Genomic DNA, 19,321 nt, shown 5'->3' with positions numbered 1-19,321 from the left:
CACGAGCTGAGGGCGCGACCGCGGTCGGTCAGGGGCAGCCCACGTCGGTCCAGTCACGGTCACGGCGTACGCCCCCGGGCGTCTCGAGCCGGTAGGCCGAGCAGTAGGCGTAGCTGGTGAGGCGGCGACGCGGGAGCGCGACCGGCTCCCACGCGCCCTCGTTCCGCGGCTCGAGGTAGGTGAACCGCCTACCCAGCAGCGCACGGTCGTTGCGCTCGTGCTGGAGGTACCGTCTCAGCCAGGCCTGCACGTAGTGGCTCGTCAGCGCCTGCCCGTAGCGGCTGGCGGGGAGGACGAGCGGGATGTCGGTGAACTCCAGGTGGGTGGAGGCACGCGGCACCAGCACCAGGGAGTCCACACCGGCGCGGTTCCAGGCCTCCCAGCCCGTACGCCGCTCCCGGCGAGGGTCGGGGCCCTGTGGCGACGGCGTCGGCGTCAGCGACGAGCCGCCCGAGAGCGGCCAGGGCGTGACGGTGAAGCCGTACTCGGACTGGATCGACAGCGCCGGCACGACCGGCTCGACGCGACCGGGCCGCAACGGGCCCTGGGCCTGCGCGGCGAGCTTGTCCAGCGCGACGACGGTCATGACGCGGTTGTCGACGCCCTGCACGCGGCTGACGGCCGCGGCGCCGAGGCTGTGGCCGATGATCGCGACGCGCCGGGTACGCCCCGGGGTGTCGGTGCGGCGGTCGCGCGATCGGTCGAAGAGACGGTGCCAGGGGCTGAAGGCGTCCACGGCCACGTCGTCGCTGTTCGGGTTCCGCCAGGGACGGCGAGGGGTCGAGAGGAAGAACGACAGCGCGTCGCGGGTGCCCTTGGTGAAGTTCGCGAGCTGCTGGAACGGCACGCCGGGACAGCCGAGCAGCTCTCCGGCGGCCGGCGGGGCGAAGGGGTTGCAGAAGGGCAACGCGTTGATCTGCTGACCCTGGTGGGGGAACGTCTCGGAGGTGCCCTGCCCCTGCACGTCGTAGGTCAGCACGAGGTAGCCGCGCTCGGCCAGGTCCTGCGCGAGCCAGCGGTACATGCCCTCGCTGCCCTGCACGGAGCCGGGCGTGATGACAACGCCCGGGAACGGACCGCGCAGCACCTCACCGGTGTAGGGGTCGCGGGCGGCCGGGAGCGGGGCGTACAGGGTGCCGCGGACGAGCGCGCCGAAGCGGTTCGTCCACTGCACCGGCCGCATGCGGCCGCGGGTGCGGTCCCAGGAGGCGCGCAGCGGGTTGCCGACGTTCCAGCCCGGGATGAAGGCGCCGGCGGTGAGCGAGGGACGCGACGGGGTGGCGACCTGCTCGAGCAGCTGGGCGACGCTCGTCCGGCTCGTCTGCTCGACGAGTGCGGGGAGGTACGCCGGGTTGCGCAGCTGTCCGCCGGGGCCGGTGATGCGGCCGTACGCGTCGGCGATGTTGCGGGCGTCCCGCAGGGTGTAGCGCGGGTCGGTCGGCTCGAGGTCGGCCGCGCGCGCCGGGGCCGTCGGGCCGACGAGCGGCGCGGCCAGGGCGAGGGCCGCGCCGAGCGCGGTCAGGGTCAGCCGGTGGCGACGAGGCGTACGCATGCACGTATCAGACCCCGCCGGGCGCCTCCCGTCGAGCGGTTCACGCACGGACGCCGGCCGCGAGCGGTGCTCGCGACCGGCGTCCGGTGTCGTACGACTGTGTGGCGGAGAGCCTCAGGAGGCGTCCGGCAGGGCCTGCTTGAGCGCCGTGGCCGGCTTGAAGGCCGCGGTGGTGCTGGCCTTGATCTCCATGGACTCACCGGTCTGCGGGTTGCGGCCCGAGCGCGCGGAGCGGGTGCGGATCTCGAAGGTGCCGAAGCCGCTGATCGAGACCTTCTCGCCCTTGCCGAGCTCGTCGGTGATCGCGGCGATGACGGCGTCGACGGCTGCGCCCGCGCTCTTGTTGTCGAGGTCGGTGCCGTTCGCGACGGCGTCGATGAGCTCGCGCTTGTTCATGGAGTCTCCTGGTTCAGGGTCGGTCGTGGGAAGTCCGTGCTGAGCGTGCGTGTCATGGGCCGCGGAATCAAGTCGGCGCGCCCAGGCGGTCCAGGCCCAGCTCCTAGAGTCTGACCGGTGGAGACGTACAACCGCTTCGTCGCCCTGGGGGACAGCCAGGTCGAGGGCATGAACGACTACCGGCCCGACGGGACGCTGCGCGGCTGGGCGGATCGGCTCGCCGAACGGCTGGCGGCGACGACCAGCCCCGACCTCCTCAGCGCCAACCTCGCCGTCCGGCGCGTGGGTGCTGCCCACGTCCGGGAGGTGCAGCTGCCGCGGGCGCTGGAGCTGCAGCCCGATCTGGCGACGGTCGTGGTCGGCATGAACGACGTGCTGCGCCCCGGCTTCGACCTCGCCGTGACGATGGACCACATCGAGACCACCCTGGTCGCGCTGACGCGGCAGGGCGCGGAGGTGGTGTCGATGACCGCCCCCGACGTGGTCGCGATGTTCCCCTCGATGCGTCACCTCGGTCCACGACAGCGGGCGCTGCACGCCGCGGTGCGCGAGCTGCACGCCGACCTGGGCGTACGCACCCTGGAGCTGACCGACCAGCCGATGAACCGTGACCCCGGGCTGTGGGACCCCGATCGGCTCCACGGATCGCCCGAGGGGCACCGCCGCGTGGCCGAGGGCATGGCACTGATGATGGGACTGCCGGGTGACGAGGCGTGGGCCGACCTGAGGCCGCCGCGTCGGGGTCCGGTGCGCACGGCTGCGCGCGAGGCGTGGTGGTGGACGACGTACCTCGGTCCGTGGGTGGCCGGACGCGTCCGGGCGCGGAACGCGCCGCCCGAGGCGCAGCCGGTGTGCAAGCGGCCCGACCTCGAGCGGGTGGCCGACTGGTCGACGACCGCCCGGGGCTGACCGTCGCCGGCCCCGGCAGCCGGGTCAGGCCCGCTCCGGCTGGGGCCACACGACGGTCAGGCTGCCGCCGACCTCGACCGCGCGCCACCGCGCGGACAGGTCGTCGAGGCGGCCCAGGACCCGGTCCAGCGTCGGGGGCGTGAGCTGCGTACGCGGGGGTCCGTCGACGGCGTAGCGCCCGCCGATGTGTCGCAGCCAGCGTGGGTAGACCGCGGCGACCAGGTCCTCCGACCGCTGCATCTGCGTCCCGGTGGTCCTGTTGCGACGCTCGATCTGCCGTGCCCAGGCCTTCGTCCGCAACTCCTCCGTCGGGACGAAGGTGCCCGCGTTGCCGCCCGCCGCGAGCTGGCCGAAGATGCCGTCGCGCAGACCGAGCTCGTCCTCGACGACCAGGTGCACGAGGTCGTGCGGGATGAGGTCGGAGTAGCCGGGGGCCGGATCCATCCGGAGGTCGCCGTGCAGATCGCGGAGGATCACGACGGCGTAGCGGCGCTCACCGGTGCGCTCGAACCTGACCTGCATGACCCGGACGGTAGTCAGGACGCGGCGAAGGGCGCGAGAAGTTTCCGCCTCGCTCCCGCGTGCCGCGTCAGTAGTACCAAGGGAAGCGCGGCACGCTCAGCGGCTGGTAACGATTGCTGACGGCACTATGCGGTTGACCTGCGCAAACGTGACTGTCGGCGTTGGTGGTCGATGACCTGCGATGACTCTCCTGCCACGTTTCTGCCACGCACCAACCCACTGCGATCGCAACACGAATCGACCCAACTCGACTGGACCGGGTCGCTGCAACGGCGCTACGCCACGCAGAACTGTGAGCTCCGAAAGCCTCTGATCTGGGCAACCCCTGGCACAGGATCGGGCCACCCTCCCAGGATCGCCGCCTCGACTTGAGCCGCGCCGGCGGACAAAGCCGCCGCAGCAGCGTCAGCCAGCCTCACAGGGCCAGCCGCGTGCCCACCGACCAGCAGACAGGTCGAACCTTGGGGAAAGCCGCTTGTGTAGTCGTAGACGTCGAGGTCGACCTCCGCGACGGTCATCGCCGCGCCGATGATCCGCTCGCCCGCATTGTCGACGGCCATCAACAGGACGCGCCGTTCCGAGCACAGATCTGCGAGGTGTTCGGCAGCTGCACGAAGATCGCCGCCCGCGAGGGTTGCGTTCGCGCGCTGCGCGTCCAGCACGCTCATGAGCAGCTGGTGAGTCATGGAGTAAGTATGTAAGTCGCTGCAGTCAAGCGGGCTTCGACGCGCTGACATCACAAGCACTTCCTTACATACTGTTCTCATGGCAAGGTCTCGTCTCCTAACCCTGGCAGAGGCCGCCGACGCCCTGAACGTCTCAACCCAACGGGTCCATCAACTACTTCTCGCCGACGAACTCGAGGGCCCCGAACGCCCCCCTGGACGGCTCCGGTTCCCTCCAAACTCCGGCCGCGTGACCCGCGATAGCGTCGATCGACTTCTGCGCTCGCGCGCAGCCGCTGCAGACGCTCGTACGAAGACGAGCCGCGGTGGGCTCGCCGGCCCGTCGCCCACCGCTGGCTCGGCGAACCCGGCGGCGGACGACCAAGTTCGTGCCGCCGCACAGGAGCTCAAGGTCAAGCTCGACGTTCTCCGAGACCAGATCCGCGCCGAACGCGCACGCAATCGCAAGCTCATCGATGTCGCATCCGATCTGCTAGCGATGCTGAAGACCGCCTCGACCGACGCCGACACACTCGACGACGTCACCGACGGGTACTCCCACGCACTCACGCAGCTGCTCTCCCCCGACGGACCCACGGCCTAACCGACCGGACCAGAGGCGTGGCCAGAGGTAAAAAAAGGCCCCTGAACGCAGCACTCAGACCCGCTTGTCGACCAGACCGGACAATGCAGCGGCCGCTGCCGGACCGCGGTTGCTCCGCTCGACGAGACCGACGCCGTCAGCGTCCAGCGCAGCCTTGCCCGACCGGTTGTAGGCGTGCGCGCACGCCACACCAGTCCTAAGGTGCGTGTTCGCGACGTGCTCGTGGGCGGCAGCCGTCACGGCGCCTTCGACGACCAGCCGTAGCCGCGGGCCGTCCTTGTTGGTTGGACGCGCCGACATATCGGCGCGGCGCACGATGACGATGTCGGGGCTCAAGGTGGAAACGCGACCAGACACGGCTCGGAAGTAGCCGCTGGCCAGCTCAGCCCAGTCGTCGTCCGGCAACGTCAGGTCGAACTCGGTCTCGACGGTCACGTCACCCAGGGCCGGCACCTGAGCCGCATCGAACGGATCATTCAGAAGAACGACCCGGACCACGGGTCGCATCTGCGTCGGCACATCGACGTGAAGACCCAGAGCTCGCACGACGCCTTCCCCTACCTTGTGGAGTAAGACCGCCAACATCTTGCCCGGGAACTCCCCGCTCGGGCGCCGAATCCACAACAGGTACCGCATCGACGGCTACCTCGGTGGCGGACAGAACGGCCACGTCTACGAGGTTTGGGACGAAAAGCAGAAGCAGCAGGTAGCGCTCAAGCTGATGGACGCCAACCGTGCCGCTCCGGTAGGCACCTGGTTCGAAGCGGAGGTGCTGACCGGCCTGCGCGGGGACTTCATCCTTCCCATACTGAACGCCGACGACGACGCCGGTGTGCCGTTCATCGTCACCGAGATCATGCACAACGGCAGTTGCGCGGATGCTGTTGTGGCGGGCGTCGGGGTTGCTGTCGACCGTGCCGCCAAGTGGACCCAGCAAGCGTGCATAGGGGTCTCCCGTATCCACGATCTCGGGCTCCTCCACAACGACATCAAGCCTGCGAATCTCTTCCTCGACGGCGACGACAACGTGCTAGTCGGAGATCTCGGACTCTCGTGCCGCTGGGACGCCAACGGCAACGGCCACGCAGCCGGGAGCGTCGAGACGATGGCTCCAGAAGTCGCGCGGGCGAACCCCACGACCATCAGGACCGACGTCTATTCCCTCGGCGCGACGCTGTACCAGCTCCTTGCCGGTCACCCGCTCAACCCTGAACTCGAGCGGGCAGAAGCCGCCGGAGCGACCCCCCAACAGATATGGGCGATGGTCGCCGCACACACGCCAAGGCCCTTGGGCGACGTGGCACCCCACGTACCCCTGGGATTGCGTCAGATCGTGATGAGAGCGATCGACCCGAATCCCTCCAACCGGTACGCAGCCCCAGCAGACCTGGGGTCCGCAATCGGATCCCGAACCCGACTTCCACGGGTCTGGACGCGGGACGCACCCTGCCCCGGCCACACGACATGCTTCACTGGCATTCGGCCGGGAGCCGCCACGTTCAAGGTGTGCGCAGTCCCGACCGGAAAAGGCGTCCGACTTTTAGTCCAGGCGCATCGAGTGCCCGCCGGCACGCGCATCAAGACGCCTGCGTGGAAAGAGGTCACCCCCGCCAAGCTCAGCCAAGAACTTCGCGCCCGCATGAGTGCGCTGACGTAGAGGCTCCGGCGCGCTGGGTCGGAGGACACTGACCCGGGCGTTCACGAATCCTGTTGGCTATGGGGCCAGCCGCGGAGTCGCCATACAGGGGTGGCTCATCCATCTGCGTCCGAGACGCCTTGCCCCTCTTTGAGGGTGGCCTCCCAGTTCTGGCCGCCGTGGAAGACGCCGAGGATATTGACCACGAGCTCGTCCGACGACTCGTCGACCTCGTAGGCGATCAGCGTCCGCTTCTTGTACGTCGTTGTCCGCATGCCCGGACGTATGTCGTCGCGGGCACGGCCACCGCGGGGAAACACGAGGATCCCGTCGATGTGCTCAAGGATCGCGGTCACGAAGCGACGAGCGATATTTGAGGTCGCCTTCGATGCGATCCGGTCGTCGATCTCGTTGAGTTGCCGTTCAGCTTCGGGAGTGAGGTTGATCCGCCCCGTCATGAACGGGCGGCCCACTTGGCCTCGAAGCGATCGCGAACGTCCTCGACCGGGATCGCACGGGACGGGTCAGCCTTGAGCGCGTCGTACGCCGCGGCCGCCTCGGTGCGAAGCCACGCCTCCGCTGCCTGGCCGAAGGCCTCGTCCGGATCGACCGATTCGAGCAACCGCAGAGCCACGTGCTTGCGCACGTCAGGAGGCAAGGACATCCCCGCCTCGTAGAACTCCGACTCGCTCAGCGACATGCATTGAGTCTACGCCGGGCTGACGACCAATCGCCTTCAGAGCAGCCGCAGGACCACGTTGTCCTCTGCCTCGGCACCACCCGGGCCGTGGGCCTCGATGATCTCGACGATCCAGTCGAAGAGTGTCGTTCCCTCCCCGCGTCTCGCGGCTTCGAGTTCGGCCGTGAACCTCGGGGCGTTGGAGGGATGACACCTGTCGATGGTGTCCTCGAGCCACCGAATCGTGGCGGGCCAACCGAGCGCAGTTCGTGAGCGCTCCGAGTTCAACCAGCGAAGCTCGAAGCCGCCGTCCGGCGTGCCGCAGCCGCCACGGAGGATGTCGTTGAAGGCGTCGAGGCTGCCCCGCCACCCGAAGTCGTCGAGCAGTCCTGAGAAGCGCGACACGAACCCATCGAAGTCATCGAACCGGGCACCGTCGATGGTGAGGATGGGCAGTCCGACCGGCATCGCTCGCCGCCAGTTGTCCTCGAACTGGTCGGCGGTCAGAGGTAGAACCTCGAGCTCTTGGGCGTCGATCTCCGCCTCACTCGGTGTTGTCACCCAACTCAGCGAGGTGGCCGCATCAGCGATGCGGTCCGCGCGCTCCAGCCTGCCATCGGCGAACTCGTGCACCTTGCGTACCTCGTATCGCGCCCCATCCAGCTCGCTGAGAATGAGCACCGGGTCTTCGGCGTTCGAGTGAGTCCAACGGCACGCGAGGTAGGCCCTCGGGGGCGGGAACTCACTCAGCGCGTCCTCCGCGTCGAGCACAGCACGTGCGAGGCCCTGGAGACCGGCAAAGTAGGCGGCGTCGGTCGAATCCGTGAGCAGTGTCGCCAATCTCCGTGCCTCGTCCATGCATTGCGCAAGGACCCGCTGCCGGTTCCGGTCGAGTCGTCCTGACCCGAGCCACGACGAGACGAAACCCGCGATGTCCGCGTCGAGCAACACGACCTCGACATCGCCGACAGCAACTCCCCGCAGGTCCGGCGGGAATGGTCGAGCAAGGTGCTGCGCCCATAGCCTCTCGACCTCCGCGCGATGCGGCTGCGTCATGACCTTCCCTCCCCATGCTGCGCGTTCGCCGTCAGGGGAGGTACATCGTCTTCTTGAAGTGCTCGGAGGTGACTGCGGATCTCGTCGTCGATCGCTGGGCGCTGATCTGGGTGATCGTCCCAAACCTTCAGCAGAACCATCAGGGCTTCCCCACCGCCGGGCTCCCAGAGGCCCTCGTAGTCACCGATGATCTCGAGAACATGCTGAGCTGACGCATATGGCCTGTGCGTTCGGTCCATGCGGTCGACCGCCCACCAGATGCCCTCCCACTGGCCACGCCACGGTAGGTGTTCGTAAGGGGAATCGACGTCACGGATCGGATGGCCGAGCTCGGCCAGAACGTCGGCGAGGCGCACCTTCCCTTCAAGTGCCTCCCTTGATGTCAGCGACGCCAGCTCTCGCAGAAGCGGCGAATCGTAGCCGTCGACCAACCACTGCGCCGCAAGCATCGGCAGGTCGCGATCCGGGATGACCCGACCATGAGACGCCTGCTCGGGCGTGACGTCGTAGTCGCTCACCGGAACTCGCAAACGACTTCGATCAAACCGACGATGTGCCGGTTGAACTCGTCGAGGTCCTCGGCCGGGATCCAGTACTCCAGGATCGTCTCGCCGCCGGCGCGCTGGACGTCGTACTGGTCTAGGTAGTCCTTCTCGACATCGAAGCGCGTCACGTAGCCGACGCCGCTCGCCTTGACGTTCGGGACTGCTGCACGATCAGGTGACAGGTTGGGTCAGGCTGCCTGAGCAACCGTCGTGGTCATGATCGTCTCGTACTCGATGGGGGTCAACCGGCCGAGCGCTGCTTGTCTGCGGCGGCGGTGGTAGGTCCGTTCGATCCAGGTGACGATCGCGATCCGGAGCTCCTCGCGGGTGGCCCAGGAGCGGCGGTCGAGGACGTTGCGTTGCAGCAGCGCGAAGAACCTCTCCATGGCGGCGTTGTCGCAGGCGGCGCCGACGCGGCCCATCGATCCGACGAGGCCGTGGCGGTTCAGAGCGTGCCCGAATTTCCGGCTGCGGAATTGAGAGCCTCGGTCGCTGTGCACGATGCAGCCGGCGACATCGGCGTCCTCGACGCGGCGCCTGGACACGGCGGACTCGAGCGCGGTGACCGCGAGGCGCGACTTCATGCGTGAGTCGATCGAGTAGCCGACGATGCGGTTGGAGTAGGCGTCCTTGCTGTCACGGGATGGCGCAGAGGTAGAGCTTGCCCTCGCGGGTCTGGTGCTCGGTGATGTCGGTGAGCCACAGCCGGTTCGGAGCGTCCGCTTGGAACTAGTGCCGCACCCTGCCGTGCTTGTCGGTCACCGCGCACAGGTCGTCGCGCACGGGCGGACCGGGACGGCCGGCCTTCCCGCGCGTGGGTTTGCCGAAGGCGCTCCACCAGCCGTTGCTCGAGCAGATCCGCCACGCGGTCCGCTCTGCCATCGGCTGCCCGGCGCTGCTGGCTTCGTCGAGCAGGAACCGGTAGCCGAACTCGGGATCGTCGTCGTGGGCGTTCCACAATGCGTTCGCGCGGTACGCCTCGGTCAACTCAGCGTCCGTGACCGGTGCCGCGAGCCATCGGTAGTAGGGCTGGCGGGCGAGCTTGAGGACCCGGCACGTCACCGACACCGGGATTCCCTCGGCGGCGAGCTCACGGACGAGCGGGTACATCATTTTCCCGGCAGGTTCGCCTGCGAGAGATACGCCGCGGCACGACGCAGGACCTCGTTCTCCTGCTCCAGCAGCCGATTGCGGCGGCGCAGATCGCGAAGCTCGGCGTTCTCGCTGACGGTCGTCCCGGGCCTGACGCCGTCCTCGCCGTCAGCGGACTTGAGCCAGTTCGTCAGACAGGACTCGCTGATCCCGAAGTCGGCAGCGATCTGCTTGAGATGGACTCCCGGCTCGCGGTTCCGGGCGACCCGGACGACGTCCTCGCGGAACTCTCGGGGATAGGGCTTGGGCACGGTGCACATCCTTCCAGCGGCATCTCTCGGCACCACAGATCAGATGTCACCCATCCGTGCAGCAGTCCCTACGTCGCACTGTGTGCCTTCGTCGGGCTGCGTCGTGGCGAGGCGCTCGGTGTTCAGGTCGGCGACATCGACTTCCTAGGGCGCAGCTTGCGCGTCACTCGCCAACTGCAACGAGCTAAGGCACCTGACGTCGCGGCTGGGAAGAACCTGGTCGAAGCGGCAGGCGGGATCACCGTAGTGATCCGCCCACCGAAGTACGAATCGGAGCGGACCATCTATCTGCCTGACGAGGTGATCGCGATCCTCGCCGAGCACGTCCGCGTGCACACGCCGGACGGCGAGCCGTCGCGGTGGCTGTTCGATGAGGTCGGCAGGCCATGGCACGACAACCTCGTGGACTACCGCTGGCGATCCACCCGTACCGATGCCGGAGTGGCCTACAAGCTCCACGAGCTGCGGCACTACTTCGCCAGCGGCCTGATCGCCGCCGGGTGCGACGTCGTCACGGTCCAGCGAGCGATGGGCCACGCCTCCGCCACGACGACGCTCAGCACCTACGCGCACCTCTGGCCGACGGCCGAGGACAAGACCCGGGCGGCCGCCGCGGGGATGGCGGTCGAGGTGCTCGCGGTCGAGGGCAAAGACGAAAGTCGAGGGACCGCGACCACGACGCGATGAGACAGTTGCCCAATGAAGTGGTTCGGCCGCGCCAAGGCACCCTCAGCTGAAGAGCAGTGGGACCAGCACAAGGCGGCGATCACGGCCGCGAAAGAGTCACGCTTCGCCCAAACCGTCACCCGGCGCGACCTGGTTGCCGAGGTCTCGCGGATTCTGTTCGAAGCCGACCCGATCGGAATCAACTTCGAGTCGAACACCGACGAGTACGTCGCTGAGGCAGAGACGATCGTGATCGCCCTGCCGCATGCGCGGAACGCCGACGACGTCCGGGCGCTCACCTACGAGACGTTCGTTCAGTGGTTCGACCCCGAGACGGCTGGCCCCATCGAGCGATACCGAGCAGTCTCTGCCGAGATCTGGCACGCGTGGCAGCGCGACCAGGGTCAGGCCGCACTGTCCGCTCCGGAGACGACGAGCGGGCTGAACAACGATGCGGACGCCACCGTGCGCGGCCTGAAGATCACGGGCATCAACTTCGTGCACGACTTCATCGAGGTGCACATGGACGACGTCATCCTGACGGGCTACACGGAGCCGTTCGGCATCATCGGGTGCCAGGGAGTGGGTCCTTCCTCGATCACTCAGCTGATCGGTAAGACCGTCGAGCAGCTCTCGGTCGTCGAGGGTGAATACGTGGCGATCGACTCCGGCGAGAACCGTCTGGCATTTCCAATCGGTGGTCCATCGGTCAAGGGCCCCGAGTCAGTCCGCCTGTACGTGCGCGGCCAGGACGAACTCGGAATCCGGAGCGCGCACTGGATCTGGTGAGGGACGTATTGCAGGGCCGCCGCGAAGTCGAGTTCACCTACCGCCTGACCGGAGCTGGGTGGAGCGAAGCGCGTCTGACAATCGGTGCCGCTTCGACGCCGCTGTCGGCTTCGTACCTCGATGACGCGCTCGGGGACCTGGTCGCTGCTGCCGTCCTCCTGCCTGACGCAGAATCGACGATTCGGGTGTCGTGGGCAGAGGAACCTGGCGAGTTCCGCTGGGTGCTCGACCGTTCCGGAGATCAGGTGGCTGTTCGAGTTCTCTGGTTCCACTCGCTCTGGGGACCGGACCCCGACGAGAAGGGCAAGGTCCTGCTCGACGCGACGTGCTCGCTGGTCGCGTTCCAGCGCGCGATCGCCTCGGGTGCGCGGGCGGTGCTGGATGAATGGGGCGAGGCCGGCTACCGCGCGAAGTGGATCGACCACGACTTCCCAACTGCCACTCTCCTTGAGCTGGAGAGCGCCATCTGGGCCGACTGCTCCCTCATGGCTGAGGAGGGTCGCCTCCAGGGCGTGAAAGCCTGGGCGTCCCGGCTCGCCGGTGCTTGCCGAGCCCTGCTAACCACTCTCCAAGGTGATCGTCCTGATGGCCTGCTTTGGCTCGCCGTTCTCCGTCCAGGAGGCGCGGATCTCGACGGTGCTACCCGACGCGCCCCAACTCGGCGTCGGAATGAGCGTCCACGAGAGGCTCGAGCGCGGATGGACCGTGACAGGCCCGTCGGGCGGCTCCGGGAAAGCGAAATGCGTCGGGCCCACAGCCACGATCTCGAACGTCAACTCCTCGGCGGGCACCGAGCCGTCGTTGGTGACAACGAGATCGTTTGCCGTCGTCCGATACTGCATCTTTCCCCGCTTGTCGAAGCCCTTGGGCTCGCGCCCATGGATATGTCTCCAGACGAGGTCGGCACCGGCCTCCGCAGTCGAGGGCGAACTCGGATCGGCCCAGCCGGCATCCTCGATGTCCAATTCGATGGCGCGGACCACCTGGCCGACCAGGTCCGCTGGGTCCGCGTAACGACCCATCAGTCCCCGCTGCTCCATCTCGGCTTGGAATGCTCTCAGTGCCTCGAGTTGCTCGCCGTCGACATCCCGGGGGAGCGGCTCCTCCGAGAAGTACACATGTACTGGCTTGCCGAGGTCGGCGGCCCGGTTGATCTCCTCGGCCGTCCCCGAAACGTCCACCTCCGTTGCCGTTCCGAGTCGACTGTCGAAGAACGCCACGACGACGTCGGCCTTGTCAACGGCCTGCGCGTTGATAATCGCCTGCGGTCGGTCGCCAACCTTTGCCACCGCGTGTCGCTCGAACAGCCACGGCAGAAGTGCGACGCGCTCCCGTCGCCCACGGGTGATGTTCCAGTCGACCAACGCTTCACGCACCGCCGCCCGTTCCTCAACCGCGTCACCTGGGGATGCGATGAGGACCAGGACTCCGTTCGTGAGCTGTGGCACGATTCCTCCCGATGATTCCTTGCGGTTGAGTACGCCATCTTGTCGCACGTTGAAATCCGAACCAGCCGTTCACGGCTCGCAGAGCTGGCTTAGCCGCGAAGGAGTCATTGATCGCCGTGCGCCCAATCGTCTCAACGCCCGACAGCGATTCTTGCCACGCACCTGCCACGCATGAGTCCCGAATAGGCCTCTGGCCTGCGCAAACGCGCAAGATCAGTAGTACCAGGGGAAGTCGGCGACCGGTTTTCGAGCTGCGTTGGAAGTTGATGGCGACGTACGAAAACAGCCGCTGAACTGGGCGTTCGCGTGACGGAATCTGTTGAACGCTTCGATTCGACGACGGGTCCCGACGAACTTTCTGCGGACTTTCTGCGGACCGAGGAGCTGTGCACCGGATGGCTTTGCGCCAAGGGCTGCACCCGTGTGAGCGACTGTCAACCCGGGTTGCGGCATTGCAACGACCCGGCAAGGTGGCCGGGGGTGACATCCGACGGTCGAGTGAACCTGGGCAAGCCAAAGTCGCCGTCTCGGCACGCGGGGGCTGCTGCCGGGAGCCCCCGAATGCTTGGGGTCGAGCGGCGGATCCACACCAATCAGGCTCTCGGTAGTCCCATCAGGTCCCCGCGCGCTCCGAGTCCAACAGTGAAGCGGGTCAGTCCGCTCCCCCTAAGCCCGGGCCGCGATCTCCCCCGGCGGGGCGAGGCGGACGCGGACGACGCTGCGGTCGCGGAACGCTGCCCGGAGGAGCGATGGGGCTCAACAGCTACTCCTAGTAACGTCGCCACGGCACCCGCGTTTCGTCGTGCCTCGGCGAGACAGCGGAAACGAGCAAGCGGCGATCGTCTACGAGGCGCAGTCGATCCTCGTGCGCCAGAAAGCCGTGCTCGACCGCGCGAGTCCCGGGCGATACCGAAAGCTCACGCCTCGGTCACGCCACTCCCGCGGTCCATCAAATCTCGCCGGGGCACCACGCCACGAAGCGGTCAACGGCTAGAACTTGCGGGACTGACCTGCGCCGTCTACGTTACCTGCTCGTGACCTCGCGAGGTTCCGCTCGTCGGACCGGCAGGGTTGCTGTCCGGGCCACCCGCCGTCGGGTGCCCGACCACAACTTCATGCCAGTCCGGGTACGCCGAGTCCTGCCCCGTCCGTGAACTGGTCCTGTCAACCCACCAACCACACGGGGCAGGAGTGGGGGACCCACATCACCACGCGTCCAGGCCGCCAGCGGCCCGGCGCTCGGGGTGAAGCCGCACCCGTGCGGCGGAGCACCTTTCCGGCTCCAACCCGACAGCTGACCTCACAGGCGTGGGAAAGGAACCCGACCCGTGCCCGCTGCTGCCCGTTTCCCCCTCCGCACCCTCCGCACCCTCCGCACCGCGGTGCTGCTCCCCCTGATGGTGCTGGCCTTGGTGCTCACCACGGTCGCCATCGCTGCCCCTTCGGCTGACGCCGCCGGCAGCGCCCGACTCGAGAAGATCCGCAAGGCGGTCCGCATCGTGGCCGCCCAGAAGGGCGACGCCTACCAGTGGGGCGCAGCCGGCCCGAACGCATTCGACTGCTCCGGCCTGACCTACTACAGCTACCGCAAGGCGGGCTTCCGCAATGTGCCCCGCACCTCCAACCAGCAGGCGTCGGCGTACAAGCGGGTCAGCAAGCGCAGTATGCGTCGAGGCGACTTCGTGTTCTTCGCGAAGAACGGGCGCGTCTACCACATGGGCGTCTTCGCGGGTCGCAAGAACGGCAGCGCGTACATCATCCACGCGCCTTACGGCTCTCAGCGCGTCAAGCGCGAGCGGATCTGGACCAGCTCTTGGTTCGGCGGCTCGCTCCGCTGAGCCGCCCCGGACCACTCCGGGCGCCCCACGTGGGCGTGGCGCAGGCCCAAGAACCAGTGCGGCCCGCCTTCCGCGCCATGTGATCGAACCGTCACACATCGCCCTCCTCGACTACCGCATGTGCGACTGCCCGCGGACGCTCAGGATGCCGGTCGACTTGCTGACGGGCCTCCCTCGGCGTCGTGGCTTCCGAGTGGTGCCGGCGCCGAGGCTGCTTCTCACGTTGCCCACGCGTACGCCGCTGGCACCTTGCTAGTGGTGATCACCATCACCGGCGCCTCCGGGCTGACGGTCCGGGCAGGCGTCGGGGCGACATCCGATTACTTGGTCGTCGCCGTCCTGCCCGTCGCCGCTGCCAGTCGGCTGCGTCGCGGGCGCCTGGGATCGTGGACCGGCTAAGCACGGCGAGGCTCTCAGGAGACTTCACCGTCCCGGTACGCGGTCGCCGCGGACACCGCCGCCCGCGGCGCCTTCTCGCCTTCTTCTGGCTCTCGCCACGACCCCGGCGCACGCCGCGGCGACGGAGCAGACCTTTCGAACGTCGTTCGTTGTTGTTGAAGTTGATGTCGAGCAAGGCAAGCGAACTAAGGCTCGTGGAACATGTGTCGCGTTGCTCTAGGCTTGCCTGGATATGACACCCTCCCGGTCTCTGGCTCGCGCTGTGTGTACACGGTCCTCGGTCCGCCGCCTGAGCGTGGTCCTACCGGTCCTTGCCGCGCTGATCATGATGCATGGCTTCGCTCAGAATGCCGCGTCGGACGATTCGTACAGCGCGGTCGCCACCATCCCCCACCACGGCACCGCGGCCGTCACGGTTCTCCCCGGTGCATCCGTACACCAGTCGTCCGCCGGCTCCGATGGCTCAATCGGCGAGGCCGCAGAGGTGCTTGCCGGCCCCCCGCCGATGACGATCGGCATGAGCATGGGGCTCTGCTTGGCGCTGCTGGCGACAGGGCTGGCCCTCCTCACCGCGCTCGCGAGGTCTCGATGTCGTCTCCTCACGGTCTGCCCCCGGGCGACACGCCAACGCGTCCCGCCTCCCGCGTCTCGGAGACGTGATCGCCCAAACCTGCATCGACTTTCGATCCTGCTCTGCTGAGGCCGGACCGGGTGTCTTCCGGCTCCGGATCCAACTGCGCGCCCTTTCGACGTCGCAGCCCCTCATCAGTCTGAAAGTTGAGATCGCCATGTCCTTGAACCACAACTTCACGCGTCCTGCCGTCGCCGTCCTCGCCGCCGTAGCCCTCGGGGCATCGTTGACGGGATGCGCTCCAGACGACGCCGACGGCAAGTCGCCGGCAAGCGCCAGCGCTGCCCGCGCTCACAATCTCGCCGACGTCCGCTTCGCCCGTCAGATGATCCCGCACCACGCCCAAGCGCTCGAGATGGTCGACCTCGTCGAGGGTCGCCCGCTCTCGTCCGACGTGAGCGCTCTCGCCGAAGAGATCCGCACAGCCCAGACACCAGAGATCAAGCAGATGTCGGGATGGCTTCGCGAGTGGGGCGAGCCAGTGCCCTCGACCATGGCCGACCACGGTTCCGGTGGTGCCGCAGGCATGCCGTCGATGGAGGGGATGATGTCCGAGCAGGACATGAGCGACCTCGCCGAGGCCTCCGACAGCACGTTCCAGCAGATGTGGCTATCGATGATGATCGAGCACCACGCGGGCGCCATCGCCATGGCCCAAGCCGAGGAGCGCAACGGCAAGTTCGACCCAGCCATCGCCGTGGCCCGCTCCATCGCCTCATCGCAGCAGCAGCAGATCCGCACGATGAAGCGGCTCCGTCAGCCGTAACGCACGCTTGCCAGCCGTGCTTCCTCGATGTCGCAAGGAGGCGCGGCTGGCGCCGCAGTGCGCGCTCGGCACCTGATCCCCGCCGACAGATCAGGCATGACCTGATCGTCAGATCTCTCAAGGATATCCTCTTGTACTGGGTCTTCACCATCCTCGGCGTCAGCCTCGTCACGGTCGCGTTGCGCGACATCTTCCACACCCTGTGGCACCCCGGTGGCTTCGGACCGTTGTCCCACGCTGCTTTCGTCCTCACGTGGCGGGCAACCCGGGTCCTGTCGCGCCGGCCACGCGGCTCCGAGCTGGGCGGCCCGCTCGGTCTGTTGCTCACCCTCGCCGTGTGGACGGTGATGCTGGTGGCCGGTTTCGCCTTGATCTACCTCCCGCGCATGCCCGACGGGTTCAACTACGCCTCATCCCTCGACGTGCCGACGTCCTCAGGCCCGCTCGGGGCGGTGTACGTGTCCGTCGTCGCCCTCACGACGCTCGGGCTCGGTGACATCCAGCCGGCCTCGTCGACGCTCCGTCTACTCCTGCCGATAGAGGCTCTGCTGGGCTTTCTGCTCCTCACCGCAGGCATCTCGTGGATCCTGCAGCTGTATCCCGCACTCGTCCGACGACGTGCGCTGGCCCGCCACCTGACGACGATGCGACGATGCGGCACCGCGGAGCAGGTCGGGTCGGGCGACGCAGCCGCGGTTCACCACCTGGAGGGACTGCGCAGCGAGCTGGCGATGGTCCACGTTGATTTAGTGCAGTACGAAGAGTCCTACTACTTCCGCGAAGCGTCCCCGGACCTCGCCCTCGCCGCCGCCCTTCCGTACGTGGACACACTCGCCTCCGCCGGGCAGCGCTCCTCGTCCCCGGCCGTGCAGCACAGCGCCAGGTTGCTCGCGGGCGAGTTGTCCGCTTTGCTGCAGCGGTTGCGGCGCCATCACCTACGGCGGTCCGAGGACGAGGCCAGCACCCTGGCAGCCTTCGCGCGAGATCACGGGTACGAGGGACAGACCTGATGCGACCAAGGTCGGGTCGGAGACACGACTACCATGCGACCACCGCAGCAGCAGGAGGTCCTCGGTGTCGATGGGTGTGCTCGAGTCAGCCGTCATGTCCCAGATGTGGGACCGGGGAGACGAGGCCACCGTGCGTGAGGTCCGCGACTCGCTCCTGGCCGTCCGTCCCGTGGCGTACACCACCGTTCTGACGGTGCTGCACAACCTGCATCGCATTGGCTTCGTCTCACGTCGCACGGCCGACCGTGCGTTCGTCTACCGGGCCGTGTCGAGCCGCGAGGAGTACGCGGCCTCGCTGATGGGCGAGGTGTTGGAGTCCGTGGAGCGACGCGACGCCGTGCTGTTGCAGTTCGTGCAGCGGCTGCATCCCTCCGAGCTCGAGCAGCTGCGACGCACGATCGCCTCGATCGAGGTGGAGATCGAGGTCACCCGGGGCCAGGAGCAGTGATCGCAGCCTCTGCCTTGCTCATGCTCGCTGGGGTCCTGGGTCACCTGGTAGCGCCACGGCTGGTGCGCAGCGAGTGGACGCGTCGAGCGCCCGGCCAGGCCCTGGCGGCCTGGGTGGTGCTGCTGACCTTCGTGATCGTGTCGCTCATGCTCGTGGGTGTCGCCCTCGTCGTGCCCCACGTGGCCCCGGCGCACGACTTCTCGGGTCTCCTGCACATGTGCACCGAGCTCTTTGGCGGCCATCTCGACTCAACGATAGGAGCGCTCTCCGTCGTCGTCGGGACGTCGACCACCGTCGTCCTGGCCATACGTGTGGCGATGGCCTGACGCCGTTCCTCACGACTGCGTGAGGCCTCGGCGGCCGCGGTACGTGCTGCGGTGTCGAGCGCCTGGTCGAAGCGGTCCCACGACGAAGACTTCGTGGTGGTGCCACACCACGGTGCTGCTGCCTTCTGCCTGCCCCGCTCCTCGAGGCGGGGCAGGACCTCGTCGTTCTGACCAGCGCCGCCCTGTCCACGTTGACCGACGCAGAGCTGGAGGTGGTGCTCGCCCACGAACGGGCCCATCTCGACGGCCGGCACCACCTCGTCCGACAGGTGGCCGTCGTTGCTCACGACGCCCTCGGAGGGAGGCTCGGCACGCGTGGGGCCAAGGGCGCGATCGCCTGGTTGGTCGAGCTGCACGCCGACGACGCGGTGCCGCCGGCGAGACGGGTGTACTTCACCGGCGCTCTGCTCGCGCTGGCCGGCCACGGGTCGACGAAGGACACGGGTGGACGAGACGGCGGTGCGCCGGAGGGGCTGAGCGCCCTCGGCGACACCGAGGCGCTCGCGAGCAGGGTTGACAGGATGGCGCTCCCCCGTACGCCGCTCTCACGGGTCCACTCGGTCGGCGTCGGCGCGACGGTTGTCGCGATGCTCGGCGTCCCCTTCGTGGTCGCCGCGTCACCGACGATGGCAGTCGATCTCGCGCACGTCTGTCACACCTCGGCGGGGCACCCCAGCCGTGACGCCCCGGCGGTCAGTGACCGTGACCATCGTCCGCGTGCTCGGCCAGGTCACGTCGCGACGAGCCTGGCTCGACTGACCGACGAGGCTCTGTCGTAGGAGACGCAGCGTCGTCAGGCAAGGTCGCGTGGGCTGGTCCTGGGCTGTCGGGCGGACTCGAGCCCGGTGCACCCGCCTCAGGAGAGTGAGGGGCTGTCCGGTCGTCGTGCCGCTCGGCGTCGTCGTGGGGTTCGGCGTCCTCGTGGGGCTGCCCGTCGTCGGCGTGAGCGCCGTGGTCGTGCGCGAGGGCCCCCGACACCCCCCAGGCCGTCGGCGCCGTCACCAACAGGACTCCTGCGGTCAGAGCCACCGCC

23 protein-coding genes and 1 pseudogene are annotated in these 19,321 nt (G+C 67.9%); 11 read left to right on the top strand and 13 right to left on the bottom strand.

Annotated elements, in window-relative coordinates; all coding sequences use genetic code 11:
- Positions 1-28: 28 nt before the first annotated feature.
- Both KLP28_08130 and KLP28_08125 read right to left on the bottom strand, forming a co-directional pair.
- A complete protein-coding gene (locus KLP28_08130; protein QWC86879.1) occupies positions 29-1,495 on the bottom strand; it encodes an alpha/beta hydrolase in 1,467 nt (488 codons plus the stop codon).
- A gap of 171 nt (positions 1,496-1,666) precedes the next feature.
- Positions 1,667-1,948 (bottom strand): HU family DNA-binding protein, encoded by a 282-nt coding sequence (locus KLP28_08125; protein ID QWC86624.1) that lies wholly within the window; start codon positions 1,946-1,948, stop codon positions 1,667-1,669.
- Between the two features lie 117 nt (positions 1,949-2,065).
- On the opposite strand from KLP28_08125, the gene KLP28_08120 reads away from it, so the two are divergent.
- Positions 2,066-2,857, top strand: a complete 792-nt coding sequence (locus tag KLP28_08120) for an SGNH/GDSL hydrolase family protein (protein QWC86623.1) — start codon at positions 2,066-2,068, stop codon at positions 2,855-2,857.
- 24 nt (positions 2,858-2,881) lie between these two features.
- On the opposite strand, the gene KLP28_08115 is transcribed toward KLP28_08120, so the two are convergent.
- Positions 2,882-3,379, bottom strand: a complete 498-nt coding sequence (locus KLP28_08115) for a hypothetical protein (protein QWC86622.1) — start codon at positions 3,377-3,379, stop codon at positions 2,882-2,884.
- Positions 3,380-3,654: 275 nt separating this feature from the next.
- The gene (locus KLP28_08110; protein ID QWC86621.1) at positions 3,655-4,065 is read right to left on the bottom strand and encodes a hypothetical protein; all 411 of its coding nucleotides are present in this window, start codon (positions 4,063-4,065) and stop codon (positions 3,655-3,657) included.
- A gap of 79 nt (positions 4,066-4,144) precedes the next feature.
- Between KLP28_08110 and KLP28_08105 the strand changes: the two genes are divergently transcribed.
- The gene (locus tag KLP28_08105) at positions 4,145-4,648 is read left to right on the top strand and encodes a helix-turn-helix domain-containing protein (GenBank protein QWC86620.1); all 504 of its coding nucleotides are present in this window, start codon (positions 4,145-4,147) and stop codon (positions 4,646-4,648) included.
- Between the two features lie 54 nt (positions 4,649-4,702).
- Here the strand turns inward: KLP28_08105 and KLP28_08100 are convergent, their stop codons facing one another.
- Positions 4,703-5,194, bottom strand: a complete 492-nt coding sequence (locus tag KLP28_08100; GenBank protein QWC86619.1) for a hypothetical protein — start codon at positions 5,192-5,194, stop codon at positions 4,703-4,705.
- A gap of 16 nt (positions 5,195-5,210) precedes the next feature.
- Here KLP28_08100 and KLP28_08095 point away from each other — a divergent pair, with 16 nt between their 5' ends.
- Positions 5,211-6,305 (top strand): serine/threonine protein kinase, encoded by a 1,095-nt coding sequence (locus KLP28_08095; GenBank protein ID QWC86618.1) that lies wholly within the window; start codon positions 5,211-5,213, stop codon positions 6,303-6,305.
- 95 nt (positions 6,306-6,400) lie between these two features.
- Here the strand turns inward: KLP28_08095 and KLP28_08090 are convergent, their stop codons facing one another.
- The 6 genes and pseudogenes from KLP28_08090 to KLP28_08065 form a co-directional block, all read right to left on the bottom strand.
- Positions 6,401-6,757, bottom strand: a complete 357-nt coding sequence (locus KLP28_08090; GenBank protein QWC86617.1) for a type II toxin-antitoxin system RelE/ParE family toxin — start codon at positions 6,755-6,757, stop codon at positions 6,401-6,403.
- Complete coding sequence (locus KLP28_08085) at positions 6,739-6,984, bottom strand: addiction module protein (GenBank protein QWC86616.1); 246 nt, start codon at positions 6,982-6,984, stop codon at positions 6,739-6,741. The genes KLP28_08090 and KLP28_08085 overlap by 19 nt, the downstream gene beginning before the upstream one ends.
- Positions 6,985-7,020: 36 nt before the next feature.
- Positions 7,021-8,019, bottom strand: coding sequence for a hypothetical protein (locus KLP28_08080; GenBank protein QWC86615.1), 999 nt, complete (start codon positions 8,017-8,019; stop codon positions 7,021-7,023).
- The gene (locus KLP28_08075; GenBank protein QWC86614.1) at positions 8,016-8,537 is read right to left on the bottom strand and encodes a hypothetical protein; all 522 of its coding nucleotides are present in this window, start codon (positions 8,535-8,537) and stop codon (positions 8,016-8,018) included. Before KLP28_08075 ends, KLP28_08080 begins: the two co-directional genes overlap by 4 nt.
- A complete protein-coding gene (locus KLP28_08070; protein QWC86613.1) occupies positions 8,534-8,692 on the bottom strand; it encodes a hypothetical protein in 159 nt (52 codons plus the stop codon). The genes KLP28_08075 and KLP28_08070 overlap by 4 nt, the downstream gene beginning before the upstream one ends.
- A 60-nt stretch (positions 8,693-8,752) precedes the next feature.
- Positions 8,753-9,967, bottom strand: a pseudogene (locus KLP28_08065) (IS3 family transposase).
- Between KLP28_08065 and KLP28_08060 the strand changes: the two are divergent.
- Positions 9,893-10,654, top strand: coding sequence for a site-specific integrase (locus tag KLP28_08060; GenBank protein ID QWC86612.1), 762 nt, complete (start codon positions 9,893-9,895; stop codon positions 10,652-10,654). The pseudogene KLP28_08065 and the gene KLP28_08060 sit on opposite strands and share 75 nt — an antisense overlap.
- Before the next feature lie 12 nt (positions 10,655-10,666).
- Positions 10,667-11,422, top strand: a complete 756-nt coding sequence (locus KLP28_08055; GenBank protein ID QWC86611.1) for a hypothetical protein — start codon at positions 10,667-10,669, stop codon at positions 11,420-11,422.
- Positions 11,423-11,979: 557 nt separating this feature from the next.
- Here KLP28_08055 and KLP28_08050 read toward each other — a convergent pair.
- Positions 11,980-12,870 (bottom strand): DUF4062 domain-containing protein, encoded by an 891-nt coding sequence (locus KLP28_08050; protein QWC86610.1) that lies wholly within the window; start codon positions 12,868-12,870, stop codon positions 11,980-11,982.
- A 1,328-nt stretch (positions 12,871-14,198) separates the two neighbouring features.
- Between KLP28_08050 and KLP28_08045 the strand changes: the two genes are divergently transcribed.
- A complete protein-coding gene (locus KLP28_08045; protein QWC86609.1) occupies positions 14,199-14,708 on the top strand; it encodes a C40 family peptidase in 510 nt (169 codons plus the stop codon).
- A 741-nt stretch (positions 14,709-15,449) separates the two neighbouring features.
- Here KLP28_08045 and KLP28_08040 read toward each other — a convergent pair.
- Entirely contained in the window at positions 15,450-15,632 is a 183-nt protein-coding gene (locus KLP28_08040) for a hypothetical protein (protein QWC86608.1), read from the bottom strand.
- A gap of 131 nt (positions 15,633-15,763) precedes the next feature.
- Here KLP28_08040 and KLP28_08035 point away from each other — a divergent pair, with 131 nt between their 5' ends.
- The 5 genes from KLP28_08035 to KLP28_08015 all read left to right on the top strand — a co-directional run bounded on the left by KLP28_08035 (position 15,764) and on the right by KLP28_08015 (position 19,067).
- Positions 15,764-16,504 (top strand): DUF305 domain-containing protein, encoded by a 741-nt coding sequence (locus KLP28_08035; protein ID QWC86607.1) that lies wholly within the window; start codon positions 15,764-15,766, stop codon positions 16,502-16,504.
- 131 nt (positions 16,505-16,635) lie between these two features.
- Positions 16,636-17,514, top strand: coding sequence for a potassium channel family protein (locus KLP28_08030; GenBank protein QWC86606.1), 879 nt, complete (start codon positions 16,636-16,638; stop codon positions 17,512-17,514).
- Positions 17,515-17,578: 64 nt separating this feature from the next.
- Complete coding sequence (locus tag KLP28_08025) at positions 17,579-17,962, top strand: BlaI/MecI/CopY family transcriptional regulator (protein ID QWC86605.1); 384 nt, start codon at positions 17,579-17,581, stop codon at positions 17,960-17,962.
- A 20-nt stretch (positions 17,963-17,982) separates the two neighbouring features.
- The gene (locus KLP28_08020; GenBank protein QWC86604.1) at positions 17,983-18,288 is read left to right on the top strand and encodes a hypothetical protein; all 306 of its coding nucleotides are present in this window, start codon (positions 17,983-17,985) and stop codon (positions 18,286-18,288) included.
- Between the two features lie 191 nt (positions 18,289-18,479).
- Complete coding sequence (locus KLP28_08015) at positions 18,480-19,067, top strand: hypothetical protein (protein QWC86603.1); 588 nt, start codon at positions 18,480-18,482, stop codon at positions 19,065-19,067.
- Positions 19,068-19,321 lie beyond the last annotated feature (254 nt).

Source organism: Nocardioidaceae bacterium (assembly GCA_018672315.1).
In the GTDB taxonomy this organism is placed as follows: domain Bacteria; phylum Actinomycetota; class Actinomycetes; order Propionibacteriales; family Nocardioidaceae; genus TYQ2.
Note: the sequence above shows the minus strand (reverse complement) of the source record. Positions and strands in the feature narration are given on the sequence as shown.

What these genes read in the sequence shown, in the direction of transcription:
- KLP28_08125 (QWC86624.1), bottom strand. Translation starts at nt 1,948, where the DNA reads ATGAACAAGCGCGAGCTCATCGACGCCGTCGCGAACGGCACCGACCTC.
- KLP28_08115 (QWC86622.1), bottom strand. Translation starts at nt 3,379, where the DNA reads ATGCAGGTCAGGTTCGAGCGCACCGGTGAGCGCCGCTACGCCGTCGTG.
- KLP28_08110 (QWC86621.1), bottom strand. Translation starts at nt 4,065, where the DNA reads ATGACTCACCAGCTGCTCATGAGCGTGCTGGACGCGCAGCGCGCGAAC.
- KLP28_08105 (QWC86620.1), top strand. Translation starts at nt 4,145, where the DNA reads ATGGCAAGGTCTCGTCTCCTAACCCTGGCAGAGGCCGCCGACGCCCTG.
- KLP28_08085 (QWC86616.1), bottom strand. Translation starts at nt 6,984, where the DNA reads ATGTCGCTGAGCGAGTCGGAGTTCTACGAGGCGGGGATGTCCTTGCCT.
- KLP28_08080 (QWC86615.1), bottom strand. Translation starts at nt 8,019, where the DNA reads ATGACGCAGCCGCATCGCGCGGAGGTCGAGAGGCTATGGGCGCAGCAC.
- KLP28_08060 (QWC86612.1), top strand. Translation starts at nt 9,893, where the DNA reads ATGGACTCCCGGCTCGCGGTTCCGGGCGACCCGGACGACGTCCTCGCG.
- KLP28_08055 (QWC86611.1), top strand. Translation starts at nt 10,667, where the DNA reads ATGAAGTGGTTCGGCCGCGCCAAGGCACCCTCAGCTGAAGAGCAGTGG.
- KLP28_08040 (QWC86608.1), bottom strand. Translation starts at nt 15,632, where the DNA reads ATGCTCATGCCGATCGTCATCGGCGGGGGGCCGGCAAGCACCTCTGCG.
- KLP28_08020 (QWC86604.1), top strand. Translation starts at nt 17,983, where the DNA reads ATGCTCGCTGGGGTCCTGGGTCACCTGGTAGCGCCACGGCTGGTGCGC.